This window comes from Dyella sp. NPDC103356 (assembly GCF_055584465.1).
The window spans coordinates 44,169-68,160 of record NZ_JBVJLZ010000005.1 but is presented as its reverse complement, the minus strand read 5'-3'; the positions used below and the strand labels follow the sequence as shown (position 1 = coordinate 68,160).

Genomic DNA, 23,992 nt, shown 5'->3' with positions numbered 1-23,992 from the left:
CTGAGGAATAGATTCCGGCCTGCGCCGGAATGACGGAGTAGGAGAATTTCAGAAGGGTGAAAGACGCTGGGTCCCGGCTTTCGCCGGGACGACAAACTGAGGGGACAGCCGCCCCCCCTCACGCCAACATCCCCAAAACCTCCTCCGTACTACGCACCCTCCCCAACCGCGGAAAAATCTTCCCCACCGCGAACGCATGCATATCCGCATCGGAAGAACTCATCGCGTCCTCCACCAGCACCTGCGAAAAGCCCAGCTCGAACGCCACCCGCGCCGTCGACTCGACGCCGATGTTCGTCGAAACACCGCCCATCACCAGCGTCTGGATGCCGCGACGACGCATCTGCAACTCCAGTTCGGTGCCATAAAATGCACCCCACTGCCGTTTGATGATGTGGATATCGGAGTCGCAGGCATGGAGCTCGGGGGCATAGTCCAGCCAGTTGTCCGGCAGCTTGCGGGGTGGCGATGGCGCGTCGACCAGGGGCTTGAGCGCGTCGGCATGGTCAGGTGAGAAACCGACGCGTACCAGGGCCACCGGCGAGCCCAGTTCACGAAAACGAGCGGCAAGCCGGCCCGCGCGCTCGTACACTTCAGCCGAGGTGTATGGGCCGCCGGCGAACGGGGCGATACCCAGCTGCAGGTCGATAAGCACCAGGGCCGTGGTGCGGGGGTCGAGCTTTTCCATCGAAGTCTCCGGGTCCGGCAAAATACGAGAAATGTGAGGATATCCTCACTTAGGAGTTTATGAGGATGCCCTCACAAAAAACAAGTCCGCCGGCGCGCGCGCCACAGCGTAAACGCGGTCATGAACGGGTGGCGTCCCTGCTTTCGGCGGCTGCCGATACCTTCGTGGAAAAGGGTTACGACGCGGCAACAATGACCGAAATCGCTGCTCGGGCGGGCGCCTCGATCGGCTCGCTGTATCAGTTTTTCCCGACCAAGGAAGCGGTGGCGCAGGCACTGATGAGTGGCCATGCCGAGGCCTTGTACGCCCGGATCGGCCAGCTGACCGCGCGAGCCGCTCAATGGGGCAACGACGAGCTGGCGGGGCAATTGATCCGCCTGTTCGTGGATTTCCGTCGTCAGCAACCCTCGTTCGTGGTGCTTACCGAGGTGCCTGCCTCGGTACCCAAGGGAGAGGCGCTGACCATACGCATGCGTATTCGCGATGAACTGATCGGACTGCTCAGCGGCCGCTACCCCGGCCTGCCGACCGCGCAGGTCCGCGCTGGCGCGACCGTCGTGCAGTACATGATGAAGGCCGCGGTCGCCCTGCATGCCGAAACCGCTTCGACCGCCCGCACGGCCGCACAGACGCAGCTTCGCCGCACGCTTTGGTTGTACCTGGACGATCTTGCGAATGCGTGACTGAAAACGTCCAGACATCTGGACGTCCAAACGTCCACGGCATCGCATTTTCCTGGATCGATAGAAAATTTCAAACGAAACTGTTGACATGACTTGTCGGCCACCGTTAGGGTCGACGACATGCCGCAGCGCAACAGCCACCTTCACGTCACCGAAAAGATCCGTCTCCTGACGGTTCCGGGACGCTTGCAGGTCCACGGCAACCTCCTTCTTACCCTCGTACTCGTACTCCTTATTATCAACGGAGGTGCGGGCTGAGGGCGCGTGTCCAGGTAAAGCAGAACTAACCTGAACCACCCGAAGAACCCCGCACCGGCAACGGAGCGGGGTTTTTTGTTGCCCTCGGCGACGCATCCAAAGCGGAGCCAACATGACACCCGATCAGCAAACCAGTACCGACGCCGAAGATCATGTACGCATCTTCGACACGACCCTGCGCGACGGCGAGCAGGCGCCCGGTTTTTCGATGGATCGACGCGCCAAGCTCCGGCTCGCGCACGCGTTGGAGGCGCTTGGCGTGGACATCATCGAAGCCGGCTTCCCGCAGGCTTCGCCGGATGATTTCGCCGCCGTTTCGGAAATCGCCGGCATGCTGCGCAACGCTACCGTCTGCGGTCTGGCGCGTTGCCAGCCCGGCGATATCGAGACCACCGCTCGCGCCATCGAGAAAGCGCAGCACTCGCGCATCCACGTGTTTCTCTCGACCAGCCCGCTGCATCGCGAGCACAAGCTGGGTATGAGCAAGCAGCAGGTCATCGATACGGCGGTGCGCTCGATCGAGCTGGCGCGCGGGCTGTGCCATGAGGTGGAGTTTTCCGCCGAAGATGCGCTACGCACCGAGCCGGAATTTCTAGTCGAGGTGTTCAACGCGGCCGTGGCCGCGGGTGCAACGACGTTGAATGCCCCCGATACCGTCGGCTACACCACGCCCGGCGAGATGGGCGAGCTGTTCGCTTATCTGCGACGCCATGTGCAAGGCGCCGACAAGGTGATCTTCTCTTCGCACTGCCACAACGACCTGGGCATGGCGGTGGCCAACAGCCTGGCCGCAGTGAGTGCCGGCGCGCGACAGGTCGAATGCACGATCAACGGCATCGGCGAACGCGCCGGCAATGCGGCGATGGAAGAAATCGTCATGGCATTGAAGGTGCGCGCACCGCACTTCGGCGTCGACACCCGCATCGACACGCGCAAGCTGTATCCGACCTCGCGCCTGCTGAGCCTGCTGACCGGCCAGAACGTGCCGCGCAACAAGGCGATCGTCGGCGAGAATGCCTTCGCGCATGAGTCGGGCATCCATCAGCACGGCATGCTCAAGCACCGCGGCACCTACGAAATCATGCATCCGCAGGATGTCGGCATCGCCGAAACCAAGCTGGTGCTAGGCAAGCATTCGGGTCGCCATGCGCTGCGTTCACGTCTGCAGACGATGGGCTACACGCCCGACGACGCGGAGATGGAGAACATCTTTGCCCGCTTCAAGGCGCTGGCCGACAAGAAGCGCGAAGTCCACGACGACGATCTGGAGGCCATCGCGCTTGGTCATGATCCGGAGGCTGTCGGCCCGTGGCATCTGGTGCAGTTGAACAGCAGCTCGCACCTGGGCGGCAGTGCGTCCGCATCGGTAAGACTGTCTCACGAAGACGGCACCGAGATCGGTGAAGCGGCGATCGGCGACGGCCCGGTCGACGCCGTCCTGCGCGCGATCGAACGCGCCACCGGCACGCCGTTGGAGCTGACCAACTTCCAGGTGCGCGGCGTCAGCGAAGGCGGCGACGCACAAGGCCAGGCGCAACTGACCGCGCGCAACCAGGACCGCGAGTGGCGCGGCCAGGCCATCAGCACGGACATCGTCGAGGCCACCGCACTGGCGGCGCTGGTCATCGTCAATCGCATCGCGCGCCAGGCCCCGACCACGGGGACCCATCCAAAAGTGCAAGGAGCTGTGGCATGAGTACGCCTTTTCTGTGGCATAACGGACAAATTCGTCCCTGGACGGAAGCCACCGTCCACGTCAGTACCCACGCGCTGCATTACGGCTCGTCGGTATTCGAAGGCGAGCGTGTCTACGCCACACCCGATGGCCCTGCGTATTTCCGTTTGCAGGAACACACCCGCCGTCTGTTCGAATCGGCCAAGGTCTATGAGATCGATATCGGCTACAGCGAAGACGAGATCAACGACGCCTGCCTGGAACTGATTCGCGCCAACCGCATGAGGTCGGCCTATGTGCGCCCGATCGTGTTCCGTGGCGCCGGCGGCCTGGGCGTACTGCCCAAGGAAGGCGCGCCGGTCGATGTGGCGATCATGGCGCTCGACTGGGGTGCCTATCTGGGCGAAGCGGCCGAACGTGGTGCCGATGTGTGCGTGTCCTCGTGGCATCGCCCTTCGCCGAACACCGTGCCGAGCTGGGCCAAGGCTGGCGGCAATTACCTCAACAGCCAGTTGATCTGCCTGGAAGCGCGCCGCGGCGGCTATGACGAAGGCATCGCGCTGGGCGCGAACGGTCTGCTGAGCGAAGGTGCCGGCGAGAACGTGTTCGTGGTCAAGCGCGGTCGCATCTACACGCCGCCGGCCAGCGCCGGCATCCTGGCCGGCATCACGCGCGAATCGGTGATGGAGCTGGCGGCCGATCTGGGCTACCAGGTCGAAGAGCGCGAAATGCCGCGCGAAGCGCTGTATTCCGCCGACGAAATGTTTCTCACCGGCACGGCCGCCGAGATCACGCCGGTGCGCTCGGTCGACCGCAAGCCGGTCGGCAACGGCAAGCCCGGTCCGATCACGCAAGCCCTGCGCGACTGCTTCTTCGGCCTGTTCGACGGCCGTACGCAAGACACGCGCGGTTGGCTCACCCCTGTCCACACCACTGCCACCCTGGAAGCCGCATGAGTCCGCGCAATCTGTTCCAGAAACTATGGGACGCGCACGTCGTCGCGCCCGAAACCGCCGATACGCCGGCGATTTTGTATATCGACCTGCACCTGGTGCACGAAGTCACCTCGCCGCAGGCGTTCACCGAACTGCGCGAGCGTGGCCTGTCGTTGCGCCGTCCCGATCGCATGCTGGCAACACTGGATCACTCCACGCCAACGCTGGCTGCCGGCGCCGATGGCGAGCGCCCCTATGCGAACGCCGAAGCGAAGGCGCAGGTCGCGCAGCTTGAAGCAAACTGCCGCGAGTTTGGCGTCGAACTGCACGGCTGGGACAGCGAGGACCGCGGCATCGTCCATGTGATCGGCCCGGAGCTTGGCGCCACCCAGCCCGGCATGACGATCGTCTGCGGCGACAGCCACACCTCCACCCACGGCGCCTTCGGCGCGTTGGCCTTCGGTATCGGTACGACCGAGGTTGGCCACGTGATGGCCACGCAATGCCTGTTGCAACGCAAGGCCAAGACACTGGCGATTCATGTCGACGGCAACTTGCCGCACGGCGTCGGCGCCAAGGATCTGATCCTGCACATCATCGGCGAGATCGGCGTCGATGGCGGCACCGGGCATGTCATCGAGTACCGCGGCGGCGCGATCGAGGCGCTGTCGATGGAAGAGCGCATGACGGTATGCAACATGTCGATCGAGGCCGGTGCCCGCGCCGGCCTGATTGCGCCGGACGAAACCACCTTCGCCTGGCTAAAGGGCCGTCCGCGCGCGCCGCAGGGCGCAGCCTGGGATGCGGCTGTCGCGCAATGGCGCGCGTTGCGCACCGACGATGGCGCCAGCTACGACCGCGAAGTGCATATCGATGCGAGCAAGGTGCGGCCCACTGTCACGTTCGGCACGCATCCGGGCATGGCGATCGCGATGGATGCGCCGGTTCCCGCCGCGCGCAACGCACAGGAGAAACGCGCGCTCGACTACATGCAGAGCAAACCCGGCCAACCGATGCGCGGTACGCCGGTCGACGTGGTCTTCGTCGGTAGCTGCACCAACTCGCGCCTGTCGGACCTGCGCGAGGCGGCCCAGGTGCTGCGTGGTCGCCGCGTCGCCGATGGCGTGCGCATGCTGGTTGTGCCGGGTTCCGAAGCGGTACGCCGCGATGCCGAACGCGAAGGCCTGCATCAGGTCTTTACCGAAGCCGGTGCCGAGTGGCGCATCCCCGGTTGCTCGATGTGCATCGCGATGAATGGCGATCTGGCGCAACCGGGCCAGCTGGTCGTCAGCACGTCCAACCGCAATTTCGAAGGTCGCCAGGGCAAGGGGGCACGCACCGTGCTGGCCAGTCCGGCAACTGCTGCGGCGTCGGCGTTGGCGGGTGTCATTGCCGATCCGCGTGAGTACCTCACCGAGGTGGCGGCATGAGCAACCGTGCACAGCAAAGACACTGGGCCCCGGCGTACGCCGGGGCGACGAAGACTGAGGCACATCAGTTCGCCACGTTCCGTCGTCCCGGCGAACGCCGGGACCCAGCGACTTTCCCCTCAACGGCTCCCGTGTTCGAGGCATCCATCGCATGAAACCCATTACCCGCATCCACTCGCGCACCGCTGTCCTGCCCGATGAAAACATCGATACCGACCGCATCATTCCCGCGCGCTTTCTGACCACCACCGAACGCGCGGGCCTGGGCAAGCTGTGTTTCAACGATTGGCGCTACCAGGCAGACGGCAGCGACAACCCCGCGTTTCCGCTGAATCGCCCCGAAGCCAAGGGCTGCTCGATCATCGTCGCCGGACGCAACTTCGGCTGCGGTTCCTCGCGCGAGCACGCGCCGTGGGCCCTGCTCGACTACGGCATCAACGCGGTGATCTGCAGCGAGATCGCAGACATCTTCCGCAACAACGCGCTGAAGAACGGCTTGCTCGCCATCGTCATCGACGAGGCCGAACATCGCTGGTTGCTGGAGCACCCAGGCGTCGAATTGATTATCGACGTGCGCGAGCAATACATCGCGCTGCCCGACGGTGGCCGCATCGGCTTTCAGCTAGAACCTTTCGCCCGTCACTGCCTGCTCAACGGTGTCGACCAGCTCGGCTACCTGCTGCAGAACCACGACGCCATCACCCGTTACGAACACACCACGCAAGCCCGCCAGGAGGCTGCATGAAAGCGCATATCGTTACCCTGCCCGGCGACGGCGTCGGTCCCGAAGTCACCGCGGCCGCGGTCGCCGTGCTGCATGCGGTCGCCGAGCACTTCGGCCATGAATTCACCTTCGAAGAGCATGCGATCGGCGGCTGCGCCATCGACGCACACGGCGAACCGTTGCCGAAAGCCTCGTTGGAAGCCTGCAAGAAAGCCGACGCGGTTCTGCTCGGTGCGGTCGGCGGCCCGAAGTGGTCCGACCCGAACGCGCCGGTTCGTCCGGAGCAAGGCTTGCTGGCATTGCGGGCAGCGTTAGGTGTGTATGCCAACCTGCGCCCGCTGCAGGTGCACCCGGCCCTGGCCAGGCTATCGCCGCTGAAAGAAGAAAAGCTCAAGCATGTCGATGTGCTGTTCGTGCGCGAACTCACCGGCGGCGCCTATTTCGGCGCGAAGACGCGTACCGCCGACACGGCCACCGACGAGTGCAAGTACACCGTCGCCGAAATCGAGCGCGTCACGCGCCGCGCGTTCGATCTGGCACGCCAGCGCCGCCGCCACGTCACCTCGGTGGACAAGGCCAACGTGCTGGAAACCTCGCGGTTGTGGCGCAGCACCGTGCAGCGCATCGCGGCCGAGTATCCGGACGTGAAGCTGGAACATCAGCTGGTCGATTCGATGGCCATGCTGTTGCTGACCCAGCCCGGCCGCTACGACGTCGTCGTCACCGAAAACCTGTTCGGCGACATCCTCACCGACGAAGCGGCCGCGCTGGCCGGTTCGCTGGGCCTGCTGCCGTCGGCATCGCTGGGCGATGGATTCAACGGCCTGTACGAGCCGATCCACGGCTCCGCACCGGATATCGCTGGGCAGAATGTCGCCAACCCCACCGGCGCCATTCTGTCTGTCGCCTTGCTGCTGCGTCACTCGCTGGAGCTGGAAGAGGAAGCCAACGCAGTGGAAGCGGCGATCGAGGAAGTACTGCGTGATGGTCCGCATACCCGCGATATCGGCGGCAGCGCCGGCACCGCTGAAGTGCAGGCAGCCGTGCTGACCGCCCTGGAAGAACACGCCAGCAATTCGGCGGCGTTCTTCTCCGGCGCGCGAGCCTGCGGCTAATGGTTCTCTCCTTGCTGCTGTTACGCGTGCGGGCCGGAACGGCATGTCTCTCTCGCCCCGAGGACATGCCGTCCCCCCTCACCCCTTCGACGCGTACGCGTAGCAGCGGCAACTTTTTTTCCTTCGACGGAATCTTTCATGCGCAGTGATCTCATCAAGACCGGCCCCGACCGCGCGCCCGCACGCGCGATGTTGCGCGCCACCGGGCTGGACGACGAAGCCATCGCCAAGCCACTGGTGGCGATCGTGCATACCTGGTCCAACGTCAGCCCTTGCAACCTCAACCTGCGCGAACTGGCCGAGCATGCCGCTGCCGGTGTGCGCGCCGCCGGCGGCACGCCCATCGAGTTCAATACGATCGCCGTGACCGACGGCATCGCCATGGGCACGCTGGGCATGCGTGCCTCGCTGATCAGCCGTGAGGTGATCACCGATTCGATCGAGCTGGCGGTCGACGGCCACTGTCTCGACGCGATGGTGGTGCTGTGTGGTTGCGACAAGACCATTCCCGCCGCGGCCATGGCGCTGGCACGTCTGAACATCCCCGGTGTCGCGCTTTACGGCGGCACCATCGCGCATGGCACCCACGACAATCATCCGATCACCATCCAGCAGGTATTCGAAGCGGTCGGCGCACACGGCGCCGGTAAGATCGACGATGCCGAACTGACCTCGGTCGAACGCGATGCCTGCCCGGGCGCCGGCGCCTGCGGTGGCCAGTTCACCGCCAATACCATGGCGATGGTGCTGACCACGCTGGGTCTGTCGCCGATGGGCTTCAACGATATCCCCGCGACGCATCCGGCGAAGGCCCAGGCCGCCTTTCGCAGCGGCGAGCTGGCGATGGAATGCCTGCGCGAGCAGCGCACTCCGCGCGAACTGATCACTGTCACGGCGATGCGCAACGCCGCGCGCATGGTCGCGGCGACGGCGGGTTCGACCAACGCCGTGCTACATCTGCTGGCGATCGCACGCGAAGCCGGTGTGCCGTGGACACTGGAAGATTTCGAGCCCGCATCCAGGGACACCCCGGTCATTGCCGATCTGCTGCCCGGCGGTCGCTACACCGCGGTGGAACTGTTCGGTGCCGGTGGCAGCGCGCGCGTAGCCCAAGAACTGATTGCAGCGGGCATGCTCGACGATGCGCCCACCGTGACCGGGCGCAGCCTGTTCGACGAGGCCAGCGCCGCGCCGCGCGCCGAGGCACAGGACGTCGTGCACCCGACCACGCAGCCGCTGAAACCGCGCGGCGGCTATTCGATCCTCTACGGCAATCTCGCACCTGAGGGCTGCATTCTCAAACTCGCCGGCAAGGGCGCGGGTCATTTCGAAGGCCGTGCTCGCGTGTTCGAAAGCGAGGAACAAGCCTTCGCCGCGGTGCAGTCCGGCAACATCGTCAAGGGCGATGTGATCGTGATTCGCAACGAGGGACCTGCCGGTGGCCCCGGCATGCGCGAGATGCTCGGCGTCACTGCTGCATTGATCGGACGCGGTCTTGGCGACGATGTCGCACTGATCACCGACGGCCGCTTCTCCGGCGCGACGCACGGCTACATGGTCGGCCATATCGCACCGGAAGCCGTTCGTGGCGGCCCGATTGCCTTGCTGCAGGAAGGCGACCGCATCCGCATCGACGCCGGCACGCGCGAGATCTCGACCGATGCCGACCTGGCCGAACGCCGCAAGCATTGGCGCGCACCTGCGCCCAAGGTCACGCGCGGTGCGCTGGCCAAGTACGCGCGCCTGGTCAGTTCCGCCTCCGACGGCGCGGTCACGCGCGCTTTCGACAACGACACCAACGATTCCACTGCTGCTTCAACTGCCACCCACACCACCACTTCCAACCCTGTCCTGACTGGAGCTATCGCATGAGCCAACCCGCCGCTACTACCGACCAACTTGCCAATGCCCGCATCGCTGTCCTGGGCTATGGCAGCCAGGGCCGCGCGCATGCGCTGAACCTGCGCGATTCCGGCCTCGACGTCGTCGTCGGCTTGCGCAAGGGTGGCCCGTCCTGGGAGCGCGCTCGCGCCGAAGGCTTCAACGTGGCCGAGCCCGGCGATGCCGTGCGCGATGCCGACCTGGTTGCCGTGCTGACGCCAGACATGACTCAGCCGGCGATCTATCGCGATGCCATCGCACCGAACATCAAGGCCGGCGCGGCGCTGCTGTTCGCGCACGGCTTCAACGTGCATTTCAAGCAGATCGATCCGCGCAAGGACATCGACGTCGTGCTGGTGGCGCCGAAAGGCCCGGGCGCGCTGGTGCGCCGCGAGTACGAGATCGGCCGCGGCGTGCCCTGCCTATTCGCCGTCGAGCAGGACGCCACCGGCCAGGCCGAAGCCAAGGCCAAGGCGTATGCCGCCGGCATCGGTGGCGGCCGCGCGCTGCTGATCGAAACCGACTTCAAGGAAGAGACCGAGACCGATCTTTTCGGTGAGCAGGCCGTGCTGTGCGGTGGCGCCAGCGAGCTGGTGATCAAGGGTTTCGAGACGCTGGTCGAAGCGGGCTACAAGCCGGAGATCGCGTATTACGAAGTGATGCACGAGCTGAAGCTGATCGTCGACCTGTTCTACGAAGGCGGCCTGAAGCGCATGCTCGAGTTCGTCTCCGAAACGGCGCAGTACGGCGATTACGTCAGCGGTCCGCGCGTGGTCGATGAGGAAACAAAGCAGCGCATGAAGGCCGTGTTGACCGACATCCAGGACGGCACCTTCGCGCGCAACTGGATCGCCGAATACCAGGCCGGCCTGCCCAACTACAAGCGCCTGAAGCAGGCGGATCTGGATCACCCGATCGAACAGGTCGGCGCCAAGCTGCGTGCGCGCATGCCCTGGTTGAATGCGGGTGCGGCGCAGCCGGCGGCCGAGCCGTTGAAGAAAGCAGGCTAGCCGATAAGGAGCGAGCGACGGACGTATAGATCGTCTCAGTTCCCATCGTCGTCCCGGCGAAGGCCGGGACCCAGCGTATTCCTCATACGTTGAGGCAAAGGCGCTGGATCCCGGCCTTCGCCGGGATGACGGCTAGGGAAGGTTTCCAGATCGTCACGCTCACTTTTCTTAATCTCACCAACAACCCCAAGGACACGCGTTTATCCATGAAGGCCCCACTGCACATCACGCCAACGGAACCCACGCAGAGCGAGCACCCGCTCGCCGGGCAAACCATGAGCGGCGCCGAAGTAGTGGTCCAGGTATTGGCCGACGAAGGCGTGCATGTTCTATTCGGTTATTCCGGCGGTGCCATCCTGCCGGTCTATGACGCGGTGTTCCGCTATAACGCTACGCATATCGGACCTGATGGCGGCGAGCCAATGCCGTTGATCGTGCCTGCAAACGAACAAGGTGCGGGTTTTATGGCCGCCGGGTACGCACGCGCGTCCGGCAAGGTCGGCGTGGCGATCGTCACTTCCGGCCCGGGCGCTACCAATATGGTGACGCCGGTACGCGATTCGATGGCCGACTCGATCCCGATGGTGGTGATCAGCGGCCAGGTACCCACGACAGCGATCGGCAGCGATGCCTTTCAAGAGGCGCCGATCAGCAACATCATGAGTTCGTGCGCCAAGCACGTGTTTCTGCTGACCGATCCGGCGCAGCTGGAAGTCACGCTGCGTACGGCATTCGAGATCGCCCGTAGCGGGCGACCGGGCCCGGTGGTGGTCGATATCCCGAAGGACGTGCAGAACGCGCCGCTGACCTTTGCAGGCCATGGCGTCTTACCCATCCCCGGTTATCGGGCACGCCTTCGCGCCATCGACGAAGCGTATTTGAGCGATGAGGCTTGCGCGGCGTTCTTCCAGGCGCTGTCCACCGCCAAACGCCCATTGATCTATGCCGGTGGCGGCGTGATTGCCTCCGGCGCTGCTGATGCGCTGAAGCGTTTCGTCGATACGTTTGGCTTTCCCGTCACCACCACCTTGATGGCGTTGGGCGCTTACGACACCACCGAGCCGCTGGCCCTGCACATGCTCGGCATGCACGGCACCGCGTATGCCAACTATGCGGTGGAGGACTGCGATTTTCTTTTTGCACTCGGCGCGCGCTTCGACGACCGTGTCGCTGGCGTTCCCGACCAATTCGCGCCGCGCGCACGCACGGTTGCACAGATCGATATCGACCCGGCCGAGATCGGCAAGGTCAAGGCCGTCGACTGGCGACATATCGGCGATCTGCGCAGCTCGCTGCATCGGCTCTGCGACTATGGCGAAAAGCACGGCCTGCATCGTGACAGCACGACACGCTATGCACCCTGGCACGCGCACATCGCCGAACTGAAACAGATCCACGCCTTGGGCTATGACCGCGAGAGTACCCTCGTGCAGCCCTATGCGGTGATCGAGGAGATCAACCGCCATACGCAAGGCCGCGCCATCATCAGTACCGGCGTCGGCCAGCACCAGATGTGGTCGGCGCAATACTTCGACTTCCGCGAGCCGCGTCACTGGCTCAGCTCCGGCTCGATGGGCACGATGGGCTTCGGCCTTCCCGCCGCCATCGGTGCGCAGTTCGCGCGGCGCGACAGCATCGTGATCGATATCGACGGCGATGCCAGCATCCGTATGAATCTCGGCGAGCTGGAAACCGTGACCACCTACGGACTGCCGGTCAAGATCGTCGTGCTGAACAACTTTGGCGATGGCATGGTGCGGCAGTGGCAGAAGCTGTTTTTCAAGGGTCGCTTTGCCTCGTCCGACAAGAGCCTGCATCGCAAGGACTTCATCAAGGCCGCGCAAGCCGATGGCTTCGAATGGGCCAAACGGCTGGAGCGTCCCGAAGAGGTGGCCGACATGGTTGCGGAGTTCATCGCTTTCCCCGGGCCGGCCTTCCTGGAGGTGCTGATCGATCCGGATGCTGGTGTGTATCCGATGGTCGGCCCCGGCGCCAGCTATGCGCAGATGATCACCGGCGACTTTATCGCCGCGCGCGACAGTGCGGCCGCGCACGCCTCCACGACCGACATGTTCTGAGGCGACCATGAAACATACACTCTCCATTTTGCTGCAGAACGAAGCCGGTGCGCTGGTCCGCGTCGCCGGACTGTTTGCTGCGCGCAACTGCAATATCGATTCGCTGACAGTCGCCATTACCCAGGACCCCGGCGTGTCCCAGCTGACACTGGTCATGCATGGCGCGGAGGCTACCGTGCAGCAGATCATCGAACAGACGCGCAAGCTGGTCGATGTCATCGAGGTCAGCCGCCCGGTATCCCTGCTGCACTCATGAGCGCACTTGCCGACGACACGGTGGATCTCGCCGATGCACAACATGACTTGTTGCGCCGCGTGCTGTCGGCTCAGGTCTACGACGTAGCGCGCGAGACGGCGCTGGAACAGGCGCCACTGCTGTCGGCGCGCCTGGGCCAGCATATTCTGCTCAAACGCGAAGACCAGCAGCCGGTGTTCTCGTTCAAGCTGCGCGGCGCCTACAACAAGATGGCCACGCTGGACGATGCTCAACGGGCACGCGGCGTGATTGCCGCTTCCGCAGGCAATCACGCGCAGGGTGTCGCCCTGGCTGCAGCGAGGCTCGGCATACGCGCGACCATCGTGATGCCGGTGACGGCGCCGCAGGTAAAAGTCGACGCGGTGCGACGCTTCGGCGGGTCATCGGTCACTGTCGTGCTGGCCGGCGATTCCTATAGCGACGCCCAGGCGCACGCGGCGTTACTGCAGACCCAGCATGATTTCACCCTGGTCCATCCGTTCGACGACCTGGACGTGATCGCCGGCCAGGGCACGATCGGCATGGAGATCCTGCGGCAACATCCCAAGGCGCTGCACGCGATCTTCGTACCGATCGGCGGCGGCGGTCTGATCGCCGGCATCGCATCCTATGTAAAAGCACTGCGCCCCGAGATACGCATCATCGGCGTGCAGGCCAACGATGCCGATGCGATGGCACGCTCGCTGGAGGCGGGAAAACGCATCGCGCTGGATGAAGTCGGGCTGTTCGCCGACGGTACCGCCGTAAAGCAGCCTGGCGAACGGACCTACGCCTTGTGCAGCAAGTATGTCGATGAGGTCCTGCGCGTGGACACGGATGCGATATGTGCGGCGATCCGCGATATTTTTCACGAAACGCGTAGCGTGCCCGAACCGTCCGGCGCCCTGGCGCTGGCGGGACTCAAGCAATATGTCGCACGTACGCAGGTGCGCAACGAGACCCTGGCCGCGATCGTTTCCGGCGCCAATCTCAATTTCGACCGCCTGCGTTTCGTTGCCGAACGCGCGGAAGTCGGCGAACGCCATGAGGCCATTTTTGCCGTCACCATTCCCGAGGAGCGCGGCAGCTTTCGCCGCTTCTGCGCAACGCTGGGCGATCGCAACATCACCGAGTTCAATTACCGCATCGGCAACGCCACCGATGCGCATATCTTCGTCGGCATCCAGACGCGCAACCATGCGGAGAACACCACGCTGCTGCAAGCGTTCAAGGCCGAAGGCTTTGCCGCCCTCGATCTGACCGACGACGAGCTGGCCAAGCTGCACCTGCGCCATATGGTCGGTGGGCGTTCCGCGCTGGCCCACGACGAACAGCTCTACCGCTTCGATTTTCCCGAACGTCCCGGTGCACTCACCCGCTTTCTCGATCATATGCATCCGGACTGGAATATCAGCCTGTTTCATTACCGCAACCACGGTGCCGATTACGGCCGCATCCTGGTGGGTATCCAGGTGCCGACGGAGGAGCGCGGGGTGTTTACCCAGTTCCTTTCCAGGCTCGGCTATCCGTACAAGAACGAAACCGCCAATCCGGCATACCGTCTACTGCTAAAGGATTGAATATCCCTGGCCACTGGCGCCCCGCAAAAAGCTGCGGTCCAGGGTTGGAGCTGCCGGGAGCCCTGGAAGGCCTGAACAACGCCATTGTCCTGATTCTGGTAGCCATTTCCCGACTCAAGGGCGATCCGCCACCATGGCGCCGGATCGGTAGATAGCCGCTCGGGCCGGTTATTTGCGGAACGGGGTCTTGCCTATGGCCGCTCATTCCATGGCATTATCCGGGCGTCGAATGTAGACGTGCCCGTAGCTTGATCGGCACGCGCCAGGGGAAATCTGATGGCTCATCGAGCGGACGCCTGGCGCCGCCCCATCGGATTTATGTGCGATCAGGGTGGATAGCGTCATGGAACGAGATGCCAACAACGATGGGATGCGAACCGACGATACCGGCCCCCGGTCGGCGTCGCGCTTTATTAGAACGTTTTTCCGCCGGCGTCTCGCATCGCCGCGCCCCTCTCAATTTGTCCTTCCATGCCTGCCCGCCGCTGCACACGGCTGGCAGCGCCAGTTTCGTTCTTTCATACATGTCGTAAAGGAGTACCCATGAAGAAGCTAGTCCTGCTCGTGTCTGTTACCGCTGTATTGCTTGCCGGCTGCGGCAATACCAAGCGCACGACGCTTGCCAGCCAGATATCGACGCTCGTGGACCAGACCACCAGCTCGCAGACCGAAGCGGATGCCTTCCTGCGTCTGGAGTCGTACGGCGAAAACGGCGTGCCTTATCTGGTCAGCCACCTGGGCGACATGCGTCCGCTCGGCGACAAGAACATGACGCTGAAGAACATCGTGATCGTCGACTCGAAGAAAACCGAGCAGGGTCAGCGCATGTACTCGCCCGAAGTGGTGCATGACGCCGTCGCCGCGTTGCTGAACCAGATCACCGGCAAGAGTTTCGAGTTCGTCTACAACGGCTCCGATCCCGCCACACGCGCCACCAACCGCAAGGAATGGCAAGACTGGTGCGTGAAGACGTATCCGGACAAGAAGTCGATCTGCAAGAAGGGCTGATCGGCGTTTAGGGGCTGCCTCGGTCGCATCGCGCCTGAAGGAGACCTCGAATAGCCTCAGTTTTATCGTCATCCTGGCGAAGGCCGGGATCCATTCCTCAGTTGCCGCTTGTCAGGCAGCCTGTGGCAAGCCTCTGCGCTGAGGAGTGGATTCCGGCCTTCGCCGGAATGACGAATAGGAAAGGTTTTTAGAAATCCTTTTCAGTCGCGACCGCCCCCACGCTGCTAATGTGTTCGACTCCTGCCTCCCGCCAGGTCCAGCATGTCGAACACACCACGCGAGTTGTTGAAGGCCGATGCCATCGCCGCGATGGAAGCGCAAGTCCGGCCGCACACGCTCAATCCCAACGCCATCCGCCTGCGAAAGTCGCTCGGCGATCTCACCGGCCTGACCCAGCTCGGCGTGCATCTGATCACGCTGATGCCCGGGTATGAATCGAGCGAATATCACCGCCACCTTTACGAAGAAGAGTTCGTCTATGTGCTCTCAGGCACCGGCGAGGCGCTCATCGACGAGCAGATCCATGCCGTCGGTCCCGGTGATTTCCTGGGCTTTCCGCGTGGCGGCGTCGCACATGTCCTGAAGAACACCGGCTCGGACCCTCTGACCATGCTGGTGGCTGGGCAACGCCTGGAACAGGATATCTGCGATTACCCGCATGTGAAAAAGCGCCTTTATATCTATGGCGATCGCGGTGACATCGTAGATTTCGAGCATATCCGGCCCGACGACTGATCTGGCTATAACGCCGATCGGTCACACCTTGCCAAAGAATCCCAGGCTAAAATCCGTTCTATGGCTCCGACTCCACGCAAGCGCCCAAGACGTACCCCGGCCCCTGCTAACGCACCACGTGCGCGGGTTGGGACGCCACCGGCGAAGAAAACGGCTGTACGCCCGGCCGATAGCTCCACGCGCGCCACGCGCGTGCTGGACTGGCTGCTGCAGAAGTTGCCGCCGCGGGTGCGCGAGAAGGCGTTGGACTATCTGGTGCTTACGCGCATGGATCGGCCGATCGGTGCGCTGCTGCTGCTGTGGCCGACCTGGTGGGCGCTATGGCTGGCGGCGGGCGATTTCCCGCCGGTCAAATTGCTGGTGATCTTTACCCTGGGCGTATTCGCGATGCGTGCCGCGGGTTGCGCGATCAACGATTTTGCCGACCGCAAGCTCGATCCCCAGGTGGCACGCACGGCGGGCAGGCCGATCGCGAGCGGGCGCGTGACACCGCGCGAAGCGCTGATCGTCTTCGCTGCGCTGCTGGTGTTCGCGTTCGTGCTGGTGCTGTTCACCAACAAGTTCACGATACTGCTGTCGTTCGGCGGTGCCGCGTTGGCGGCGATCTATCCCTTCACCAAGCGCTATACGAATCTGCCGCAGGTGGTGCTGGGCGCCGCGTTCGGCTGGTCCATTCCGATGGCCTTCGCGGCTGTTTCAAACACCGTGCCGCCGCTGGGGTGGCTGTTGTTTATCGCCAACATCCTGTGGTCGGTGATCTACGACACCCAGTACGCCATGGTCGATCGCGACGAGGACATCAAGGCCGGGGCGAAATCCACCGCGATCCTTTTCGGCGATGCGGATCTACCTATCCTGGGCATCCTGATGGGAACGTTTGCGCTGGCCATGCTGTTTGTCGGCCAACGCGCGAACCTCGGCTGGCCCTACTGGCTGGCGCTGGTCGCCGCACTCGGCCTGTTCGCCTGGCAGCTCTGGTCGATTCGTACGCGCGATCGCCAGGCCTGCCTGACCGCCTTTCGCAACAACAACTGGCTAGGCATGGTGCTATGGATCGGTATCGTACTGGCGCTCGCATTTCGCTGATCACGATAGCGTCAACCCACGCTTAACATCCGGATCGGGAACATCGGCGATAACTGGGCCGGCGAATCGCCGCGCCGACTCGCGCCTTTCACCCTGGGAACCGCATGCTGCCTCATCTTGTATCCACCGCTCTGCTCGCCCTGTGCCTTGCGGCGACAGCTTCGCGGGCGGCGGATGTGAGCCTGCTCAATGTGTCTTATGACCCGACGCGTGAACTGTATCGGGACATCAATGAAGCGTTTGCCGCGCAGTGGAAGCAACAACATGGCGACGATGTATCGATTCACATGTCCCATGGCGGTTCGGGCAAGCAGGCCCGTTCCGTCTCCGAAGGCTTGCGCGCGGACGTGGTGACGCTCGCGCTCGCCTACGATATCGATGCCATCGCGGCACGCGGCTGGCTGGCCAGAAACTGGCAGCAACGTCTGCCCGACCACGCCACCCCGTACACCTCGACAATTGTTTTCATGGTGCGCAAAGGCAATCCGAAACGCATCCACGACTGGGATGATCTGGTCAAACCCGGCGTGCAGGTGATCACGCCCAATCCGAAGACCTCCGGCGGCGCGCGCTGGAATTTCCTGGCGGCATGGGGCTATGCACTGAAGAAGTACCACGGCAACGAAGACGAGACGCGCGCTTTTGTGCGTACGCTGTACAAGCACGTACCCGTGCTGGATGCCGGTGCGCGCGGCGCAACCAGTACGTTTGCCCAACGCGGCATCGGCGATGTCCTGCTGGCGTGGGAGAACGAAGCGATGCTCGCGAAGCAACGCCTGGGCGAGAACGACTTCGAGATCATCCGACCGTCGATCAGCATCCTGGCTGAGCCGCCGGTGGCGATCGTGGACAAGAACGTCGAACGCCATGGCACGCGTGAGCTTGCACAGGCCTACCTGCAGTTCCTGTATTCACCGCAAGGACAATTACTCGCGGCGAAAAACTATTATCGCCCGCGTTCGATGAGTGCCGCCGGCGCATATGCCGCGCAGTTTCCGCCGATCGCCACCTTCACGCTGAGCGAGATGTTCGGCACCTGGCAGCAGGCGCAGGACAAATTCTTTCGCGATGGCGGCGTGTTCGATCATTTCGGCGCGAACGGAGGCTTCTGATGAAGCGCCGCCTGCTGCCGGGATTCGGTCTGAGCCTCGGCTACACCATCGTTTATCTGAGCCTGATCGTATTGTTGCCACTGGCGGCACTGATCGCCAAGGCATCGGGTATCGGCTGGGATGATCTGACCCATCTGCTCGGCTCCGGCCGCACGCTGGCCGCGCTGAAGCTCAGCTTTGGCGGCGCATTGATCGCCGCATTGATCAATGCCGCCATCGGCTTGCTGGTGGCATGGGTCCTGGTGCGTTATCGCTTTCCCGGCCGACGCCTGCTCGATGCCTTGATCGACCTGCCGTTCGCCCTGCCCACCGCGGTGGCAGGCATCGCCCTGACCGCGATCTATGCGCCCAACGGCTGGCTCGGCCGCTGGCTGGAGCCGCTGGGCATCCATGTCGCCTATACGCCGCTGGGCGTGCTGGTGGCGATGGTCTTTGTGGGCTTTCCTTTCGTGGTGCGCACCCTGCAGCCGGTGCTCGAAGCGCTGGAGAACGACGTCGAAGAGGCTGCCATGAGCCTGGGCGCCACGCGCGCGCAGACCTTCTTCCGGGTGATCCTGCCGATGCTGGTACCGGCGCTGCTCACCGGCTTTGCCCTGGCACTGGCGCGTGCCGTCGGCGAGTACGGTTCGGTCATCTTCATCGCCGGCAATATCCCGAAGCGCTCGGAGATCGCGCCGCTGCTGATCGTGCAGAAGCTCGAACAATTCGACTACGCCGGCGCCGCCGCGCTTAGCGTCGTCATGCTTGCGTTCTCCCTGCTGCTGCTGATTGCCGTCTCTCGGTTGCAGCGCTGGAGCCAACGCTGGACGGAAATCCGCCGATGAAGCCGACCACCCGCCCCACGGCGTGGCCACGCAAACTCGCGCATGCCGGTCTGATCGGCGTGGCGCTGATCTTCCTGATCGTGTTTCTGTTGCTGCCGTTGGCCACGGTCTTCTACGAGGCCCTGCAACAAGGGTTCAAGGCCTATTTTCATGGCATGGCGCAGCCCGAAGCCCTGGACTCGATGCGGCTCACCTTACTGGTGGCAGCCATCGCTGTGCCGTTGAACCTCGTGTTCGGCGTTGCCGCGGCCTGGGCGATGGCGCGTTTCGACTTCCCCGGCAAATCCATTCTCGGCGCTTTTATTGACCTGCCGTTCTCCGTATCACCGGTGATCTCCGGCCTGCTCTATGTCTTGCTGTTCGGCGCGCATGGCTGGTTCGGGCCGTGGCTGGACAAGCACAATATCGACATCATCTTCGCCGTTCCCGGCTTGGTGCTGGCCACGATATTCGTCACCCTGCCCTTCGTCGCGCGGGAACTGATCCCGCTGATGCAGGCTCAGGGCACCGAAGAGGAAGAAGCCGCACGCGTACTCGGCGCTAATGGCTGGCAGATGTTTTTCCGCGTGACCCTGCCCAATATCCGCTGGGCGCTGTTGTATGGCGTGCTGTTGTGCAATGCGCGCGCGATGGGCGAGTTCGGTGCGGTCTCGGTGGTTTCCGGGCATATCCTCGGCTTGACCACCACGATGCCGCTGGAGGTCGAGGTGCTCTATAACGAATACGACTATGTCGGTGCGTTTGCTGTCGCTTCGCTGCTGGCGATGCTGGCCTTGCTAACCCTGACGTTGAAGACCGTGCTCGAATGGCGCTACGGCGATCAGATCGCCTCGCATAACGCCGCCAGGCACTGAGAGAATCGATGACGCTGAAACTTTCCCATCTCAGTCGCCGCTTTGCCGGATCGGCCGCGCTCGACAATGTAAGCCTGGATATCGAGCAGGGCGAATTTCTTGCGTTGCTTGGACCCTCCGGCTCGGGCAAGACCACGCTGTTGCGCATTCTCGCCGGGCTGGACTATCCCGAAAGCGGCAGCGTCACGCAGGACGAGCGCGATCTGCTGAAGGTAACGGCGCGCCAACGCAACGTCGGCCTGGTGTTTCAGCACTACGCCTTGTTTCGGCATATGACGGTCGCGGAGAACGTCGCATTCGGCTTGCGCGTCCGCCCCATGCGTTCCCGGCCATCGCGTAGCGAGATCGACGAGCGCGTGGAAAAGCTGCTCAAGCGCGTGCATCTGGAAGGCTTCGGCAAACGCTATCCCGCGCAACTTTCCGGCGGCCAGCGCCAGCGCGTTGCACTGGCGCGCGCACTGGCCGTGGAACCGAACCTGCTGTTGCTCGACGAACCGTTCGGCGCGCTCGATGCGCAGGTGCGTATTTCATTGCGCCGCTGGTTGCGTCACCTGCATGAAGAGCTCCAGCTCACCACGGTCTTCGTCACCCACGACCAGGAAGAAGCGCTCGAACTTGCCGACCGCGTCGCGGTGATGAATAACGGCCGCATTGAGCAGGTCGATACGCCCGACATGATCTATCAGCAACCGGCCACGCCGTTCGTGTGCGAGTTTATCGGCAAGGTCAACAAGCTGCCGGTGGAGCGACGCGGTACTCAGCTGGTCTGCGGAACGATGGAGCTCTGTGAAGACCCGTGGGAAGGGCGTTATGAACGTGCGGTGGCGTATGTCCGGCCCGAACACCTTACGCTCTCCGCCCGCGGTGACAGCAACGCATGGCAAGCCCGGTTGCAGCATATTTATCCGGCCGGGAGCGTGACGCATCTGGAACTGGGCCTGCGCGACCCCCTCCACGAGCTCGAAGCCGATGTTGCCAGCGACAATCTGGGACGCCTGGACTTGCAGCATGGCTGCGACCTGCTCGTTCGCCCCAAGGTGTGCACGCTGTTCCCGCTGGATGTCGAAGGCCATGCACATGCAGTCGAACGCATCATGCTGCGCTGGGACGACGCGAGCATCCAATAAGGCAGCAGCAAGTGTCCAGATGCGAGTCATAAGTTAGAACGCACGTCGCGCTCTCTCACTCGTCACTCGTCTTCACTCATTCCAAAGCGATGCGTTTGTCGCAAAGCTCATATGCACGACACGCATCGAAAAATATGACGACTTCGTTTAAGGATTTGGACGTCCAAACGAAATGAACAAACGTTGTCATGGTAACGTCGACTTAACTGTAATAGCTTGCGCCTACTATTTGCGATCTCGGAGCTCGCGTCGGCCAAGGGGGGCGGCGAGCAACAGCAGATTGCATGGCAGATATTGCCCTTTTCACCGATCGCCCTGATGGCGTGATCGGCGTGGGCGTGTGCGCGGCTCCGTGAATCCCCACCCATTCCCGGAGTTACCGCCTTGCGTACCACCTCACTTTCCCGGGCCATTGGCCTTGCCATCCTGGCAGGCACGATGGCCAGCGCGACCTTTCACGTTTCCGCGCAACAAGCTCCCGATGCGAGCGCCGCAACCACGGACGACAAGAGCAGCAAGGACGCGAAAAACCTCGACAGCATCGTCGTAACCGCCCGCTCCGGTGTCGAGACACGCACGAAAGCACAAACCAGTTATTCGATTACCACGATCGACGAAGACCGGTTGCGCATGCAGGCACCCACGTCAGTCACCGAAGCGATGAAATCGGTCCCCGGCTTCTGGGTCGAGGCGTCGGGCGGCGAAGCCAGCGGCAATATTCGTGCGCGCGGCATTCCAGTGGATGGCTTCGGCTCGGTCAATCTGCTCGAAGACGGTATCCCGGTACAGCATGACCCGGCGCTCGGCTATCTCAATGCCGACCAGGCCTTTCGACTGGATGAAACCATCGAGCGCATCGAAGTCGTGCGCGGCGGCCCTTCATCGGTGTTCTATTCGAACGCGCCGGCAGGTGCGATCAACTTCATTCCGCGCCAGGTTGGCGACACGCCTGAAGGCATCTTCAAGTACACGGTCGGCGACTACGGACTCAGTCGTGCCGATATGTGGTACGGCACGCCCATCGGTGACGGTTGGAAGCTGGGCCTGGGCGGCTTTTACCGCATCGATAGCGGCATTCGCGATCCGGGGTTCAATGCCGACGAGGGCGGCCAGTTTCGCGTGAATCTGGCCAAGGATTTCGAGCACGGTCGCTTCAGCGTCGACTACAAGCACCTGGACGACAAGGTCGCGCTTTACCTCGGCATCCCGATGCGCACCTATCCCGACGGCAAGATCCGCGCCGTACCCGGTTTTGACGGCAACTTCGGCACGCTGGCCGGCCCGGAAACCGAACACATCCAGATGAAGGAAGGCGACGGCAGCCTCTACAACTTCGACAATAGCGAAGGTACGCACGTCAAGCGCGACCAGCTGACGCTCAAGTTCGACTACGACCTGGGCGACGATTGGAAGCTGGCCGAATCGCTGCGTTACGACGACACGCATACCCAGCGAAACGGCATGTTCCCCAATACCGTGGAGAGCGCCGATACGTTTCTCGCCTCCGCCAAGTCGTCGATGCCGGCTGGCGCGACTGCGCTGCAACTGCGTTACGTCGACAACCCTTCCCAGGTATTCAATAACGCCAACCAGAACGGTAACGGACTGGTCATCATCGGCGGCCTGCGCGGCGTGACGATGCCGGTGAAGGAGCTGATCAACGATACGCGCTTCATGCGCAAGTTCGATATCGGCGATCAGAGCCACGACGTGACGTTCGGCTATTACTACGCGCGCTTCGACCAGTCGTTCAGCCGCTACTCCTCGACCGTGCTGCTGGACACGCAGGACAACGCGCGCCTACTGGATCTGGTCGCCGTCAATGCGGCCGGCCAGCCGGTATCCACGCTGACCGATCACGGCATCTACAAATACGGTTATGAGTGGGAGAACGCCAGCGGCATTTCGACCACGAATGCGTTCTACATCTCGGACGAATGGCAGGTGACCGACAAGCTGCGTATCGATGCCGGCGCTCGCTGGGAGCAGGTCAACACGCGCGGCAATACCGAGCTGAAACAGACGGTCAACCTGGGCACGCCTGCCACGTCGCAGATCATCGAGGGCAATGGGCAGTACACCGCCTGGGATCACACCTTCAACAAGCTCGGCTGGACCCTTGGGGCGAACTGGCAGTTCTCCGATCGCCAAGGCCTGTTCGCGCGCTGGACACCGACTTTCCGCCTGCCCAACCTGAGCACCTACATCACCAGCCCCAGCGCCACCCCGCTGACGCAGACGATGAAACTGGGCGAAGTGGGCTACAAGTACTCGGATCGCCAGTTGGATCTGTACGCGACCGCGTTCTATACCAAGTACAACGACGTGTCGTTCAGCAATTACGTCTTTGATCCGAACTCGGGCGCCTCCACGGTGCAGCAGGGATATGCCAATACCAAGACCACCGGCCTGGAGCTGGAAGGCACCTGGTATCCGACCCAATGGTTCGACGTGCAGGTCACCGGCACGCTGCAGGATCCCGAGTACAAGAACCTCACCTATACCGAACTGGTCAATGGTGCACCGGTACTGCGGGATTTCGTCGACAACCAGCTGATCCGCGTGCCCAAGGTGAGCTACCGCATCGTGCCCGGTGTGAATCTGCTCGATGGCAGGCTGCGACTGCAGCTGGCCTACGAATACGAGGGCGCACGATTTGTGGATACGGCCAACTCGGTACGCCTGCCTTCGTACGACGTGCTCAGCGCCAGCGCGCGTTATGACATCTCGCGAATCTGTTCGCTGTACTTCTACGTGGACAACATCACCAACTCCGAGGGCCTGACCGAAGGCAACCCGCGCGCCGGTGAATTGCAGAGTGCCGATGCAGGGGCCAATACGTTTATCGCCCGCCCGATTCTTGGGCGCGCTTATCGTGCGGCCATCATGTATCGCTTCTGATGCATGACCCATGAGCGACGTCAGGGCGGACTCCCGATCCGCCCTGACGCCGC

At 63.1% G+C, this 23,992-nt stretch carries 20 protein-coding genes; 19 read left to right on the top strand and 1 reads right to left on the bottom strand.

All coding sequences use genetic code 11. The features are described from left to right. Window positions 1-118: 118 nt before the first annotated feature. Window positions 119-688 carry a hydrolase gene (locus ACZ6WW_RS12875; RefSeq protein WP_465274554.1) on the bottom strand — a complete coding sequence of 190 codons (570 nt, stop codon included), beginning with the start codon at window positions 686-688 and terminating at the stop codon, window positions 119-121. A 65-nt stretch (window positions 689-753) separates the two neighbouring features. Between ACZ6WW_RS12875 and ACZ6WW_RS12870 the strand changes: the two genes are divergently transcribed. From ACZ6WW_RS12870 to ACZ6WW_RS12780, 19 genes are all read left to right on the top strand, one after another. Then, the gene (locus tag ACZ6WW_RS12870) at window positions 754-1,371 is read left to right on the top strand and encodes a TetR/AcrR family transcriptional regulator (RefSeq protein ID WP_465274553.1); all 618 of its coding nucleotides are present in this window, start codon (window positions 754-756) and stop codon (window positions 1,369-1,371) included. A 370-nt stretch (window positions 1,372-1,741) separates the two neighbouring features. Then, window positions 1,742-3,325: a 2-isopropylmalate synthase gene (locus ACZ6WW_RS12865; RefSeq protein ID WP_465274552.1), complete on the top strand. Its 1,584-nt coding sequence runs from the start codon at window positions 1,742-1,744 to the stop codon at window positions 3,323-3,325. Then, complete coding sequence (locus tag ACZ6WW_RS12860) at window positions 3,322-4,260, top strand: branched-chain amino acid transaminase (RefSeq protein ID WP_465274551.1); 939 nt, start codon at window positions 3,322-3,324, stop codon at window positions 4,258-4,260. The genes ACZ6WW_RS12865 and ACZ6WW_RS12860 overlap by 4 nt, the downstream gene beginning before the upstream one ends. Continuing rightward, window positions 4,257-5,669, top strand: coding sequence for a 3-isopropylmalate dehydratase large subunit (gene leuC, locus ACZ6WW_RS12855; protein ID WP_281851426.1), 1,413 nt, complete (start codon window positions 4,257-4,259; stop codon window positions 5,667-5,669). Before ACZ6WW_RS12860 ends, leuC begins: the two co-directional genes overlap by 4 nt. A 151-nt stretch (window positions 5,670-5,820) precedes the next feature. Then, window positions 5,821-6,414, top strand: coding sequence for a 3-isopropylmalate dehydratase small subunit (gene leuD / locus ACZ6WW_RS12850; protein WP_465274550.1), 594 nt, complete (start codon window positions 5,821-5,823; stop codon window positions 6,412-6,414). Beyond that, a complete protein-coding gene (gene leuB / locus ACZ6WW_RS12845) occupies window positions 6,411-7,508 on the top strand; it encodes a 3-isopropylmalate dehydrogenase (protein ID WP_465274549.1) in 1,098 nt (365 codons plus the stop codon). Before leuD ends, leuB begins: the two co-directional genes overlap by 4 nt. A gap of 138 nt (window positions 7,509-7,646) precedes the next feature. Then, entirely contained in the window at window positions 7,647-9,380 is a 1,734-nt protein-coding gene (gene ilvD / locus ACZ6WW_RS12840) for a dihydroxy-acid dehydratase (RefSeq protein ID WP_465274548.1), read from the top strand. Beyond that, window positions 9,377-10,399, top strand: coding sequence for a ketol-acid reductoisomerase (ilvC, locus tag ACZ6WW_RS12835; RefSeq protein ID WP_465274547.1), 1,023 nt, complete (start codon window positions 9,377-9,379; stop codon window positions 10,397-10,399). The genes ilvD and ilvC overlap by 4 nt, the downstream gene beginning before the upstream one ends. 206 nt (window positions 10,400-10,605) lie before the next feature. After that, the gene (gene ilvB / locus ACZ6WW_RS12830) at window positions 10,606-12,477 is read left to right on the top strand and encodes a biosynthetic-type acetolactate synthase large subunit (protein WP_465274546.1); all 1,872 of its coding nucleotides are present in this window, start codon (window positions 10,606-10,608) and stop codon (window positions 12,475-12,477) included. Between the two features lie 7 nt (window positions 12,478-12,484). After that, window positions 12,485-12,733, top strand: coding sequence for an acetolactate synthase small subunit (gene ilvN, locus ACZ6WW_RS12825; protein WP_465274545.1), 249 nt, complete (start codon window positions 12,485-12,487; stop codon window positions 12,731-12,733). Continuing rightward, window positions 12,730-14,292: a threonine ammonia-lyase, biosynthetic gene (gene ilvA, locus ACZ6WW_RS12820; protein WP_465274544.1), complete on the top strand. Its 1,563-nt coding sequence runs from the start codon at window positions 12,730-12,732 to the stop codon at window positions 14,290-14,292. Before ilvN ends, ilvA begins: the two co-directional genes overlap by 4 nt. A 543-nt stretch (window positions 14,293-14,835) precedes the next feature. Then, window positions 14,836-15,300, top strand: coding sequence for a hypothetical protein (locus ACZ6WW_RS12815; protein WP_465274543.1), 465 nt, complete (start codon window positions 14,836-14,838; stop codon window positions 15,298-15,300). 261 nt (window positions 15,301-15,561) lie between these two features. Next, window positions 15,562-16,035 (top strand): cupin domain-containing protein, encoded by a 474-nt coding sequence (locus tag ACZ6WW_RS12810; RefSeq protein ID WP_465274542.1) that lies wholly within the window; start codon window positions 15,562-15,564, stop codon window positions 16,033-16,035. Window positions 16,036-16,227: 192 nt separating this feature from the next. Further along, window positions 16,228-17,121, top strand: a complete 894-nt coding sequence (ubiA, locus tag ACZ6WW_RS12805) for a 4-hydroxybenzoate octaprenyltransferase (protein ID WP_465274541.1) — start codon at window positions 16,228-16,230, stop codon at window positions 17,119-17,121. 104 nt (window positions 17,122-17,225) lie between these two features. Next, a complete protein-coding gene (locus tag ACZ6WW_RS12800; RefSeq protein ID WP_465274540.1) occupies window positions 17,226-18,233 on the top strand; it encodes a sulfate ABC transporter substrate-binding protein in 1,008 nt (335 codons plus the stop codon). Further along, on the top strand, window positions 18,233-19,057 hold the full coding sequence (gene cysT, locus ACZ6WW_RS12795) for a sulfate ABC transporter permease subunit CysT (protein ID WP_465274539.1): 825 nt from the start codon (window positions 18,233-18,235) through the stop codon (window positions 19,055-19,057). The genes ACZ6WW_RS12800 and cysT overlap by 1 nt, the downstream gene beginning before the upstream one ends. Continuing rightward, on the top strand, window positions 19,024-19,911 hold the full coding sequence (cysW, locus tag ACZ6WW_RS12790) for a sulfate ABC transporter permease subunit CysW (RefSeq protein ID WP_465274842.1): 888 nt from the start codon (window positions 19,024-19,026) through the stop codon (window positions 19,909-19,911). Before cysT ends, cysW begins: the two co-directional genes overlap by 34 nt. An 8-nt stretch (window positions 19,912-19,919) precedes the next feature. Next, the gene (locus ACZ6WW_RS12785) at window positions 19,920-21,038 is read left to right on the top strand and encodes a sulfate/molybdate ABC transporter ATP-binding protein (protein ID WP_465274538.1); all 1,119 of its coding nucleotides are present in this window, start codon (window positions 19,920-19,922) and stop codon (window positions 21,036-21,038) included. Between the two features lie 384 nt (window positions 21,039-21,422). Next, entirely contained in the window at window positions 21,423-23,939 is a 2,517-nt protein-coding gene (locus ACZ6WW_RS12780; protein WP_465274537.1) for a TonB-dependent receptor, read from the top strand. The last annotated feature ends 53 nt before the right edge of the window (window positions 23,940-23,992 follow it).

Excerpts from the sequence above, each read along its gene's own strand:
- ACZ6WW_RS12785 (WP_465274538.1), top strand. The coding sequence starts at position 19,920 with ATGACGCTGAAACTTTCCCATCTCAGTCGCCGCTTTGCCGGATCGGCC.
- ilvC (WP_465274547.1), top strand. The coding sequence starts at position 9,377 with ATGAGCCAACCCGCCGCTACTACCGACCAACTTGCCAATGCCCGCATC.
- ACZ6WW_RS12810 (WP_465274542.1), top strand. The coding sequence starts at position 15,562 with ATGTCGAACACACCACGCGAGTTGTTGAAGGCCGATGCCATCGCCGCG.
- ilvN (WP_465274545.1), top strand. The coding sequence starts at position 12,485 with ATGAAACATACACTCTCCATTTTGCTGCAGAACGAAGCCGGTGCGCTG.
- ACZ6WW_RS12865 (WP_465274552.1), top strand. The coding sequence starts at position 1,742 with ATGACACCCGATCAGCAAACCAGTACCGACGCCGAAGATCATGTACGC.
- ilvB (WP_465274546.1), top strand. The coding sequence starts at position 10,606 with ATGAAGGCCCCACTGCACATCACGCCAACGGAACCCACGCAGAGCGAG.
- ilvD (WP_465274548.1), top strand. The coding sequence starts at position 7,647 with ATGCGCAGTGATCTCATCAAGACCGGCCCCGACCGCGCGCCCGCACGC.
- cysT (WP_465274539.1), top strand. The coding sequence starts at position 18,233 with ATGAAGCGCCGCCTGCTGCCGGGATTCGGTCTGAGCCTCGGCTACACC.
- ACZ6WW_RS12875 (WP_465274554.1), bottom strand. The coding sequence starts at position 688 with ATGGAAAAGCTCGACCCCCGCACCACGGCCCTGGTGCTTATCGACCTG.
- leuD (WP_465274550.1), top strand. The coding sequence starts at position 5,821 with ATGAAACCCATTACCCGCATCCACTCGCGCACCGCTGTCCTGCCCGAT.
- ilvA (WP_465274544.1), top strand. The coding sequence starts at position 12,730 with ATGAGCGCACTTGCCGACGACACGGTGGATCTCGCCGATGCACAACAT.
- ACZ6WW_RS12800 (WP_465274540.1), top strand. The coding sequence starts at position 17,226 with ATGCTGCCTCATCTTGTATCCACCGCTCTGCTCGCCCTGTGCCTTGCG.
- leuB (WP_465274549.1), top strand. The coding sequence starts at position 6,411 with ATGAAAGCGCATATCGTTACCCTGCCCGGCGACGGCGTCGGTCCCGAA.
- ACZ6WW_RS12870 (WP_465274553.1), top strand. The coding sequence starts at position 754 with ATGCCCTCACAAAAAACAAGTCCGCCGGCGCGCGCGCCACAGCGTAAA.
- ACZ6WW_RS12815 (WP_465274543.1), top strand. The coding sequence starts at position 14,836 with ATGAAGAAGCTAGTCCTGCTCGTGTCTGTTACCGCTGTATTGCTTGCC.
- ACZ6WW_RS12860 (WP_465274551.1), top strand. The coding sequence starts at position 3,322 with ATGAGTACGCCTTTTCTGTGGCATAACGGACAAATTCGTCCCTGGACG.
- leuC (WP_281851426.1), top strand. The coding sequence starts at position 4,257 with ATGAGTCCGCGCAATCTGTTCCAGAAACTATGGGACGCGCACGTCGTC.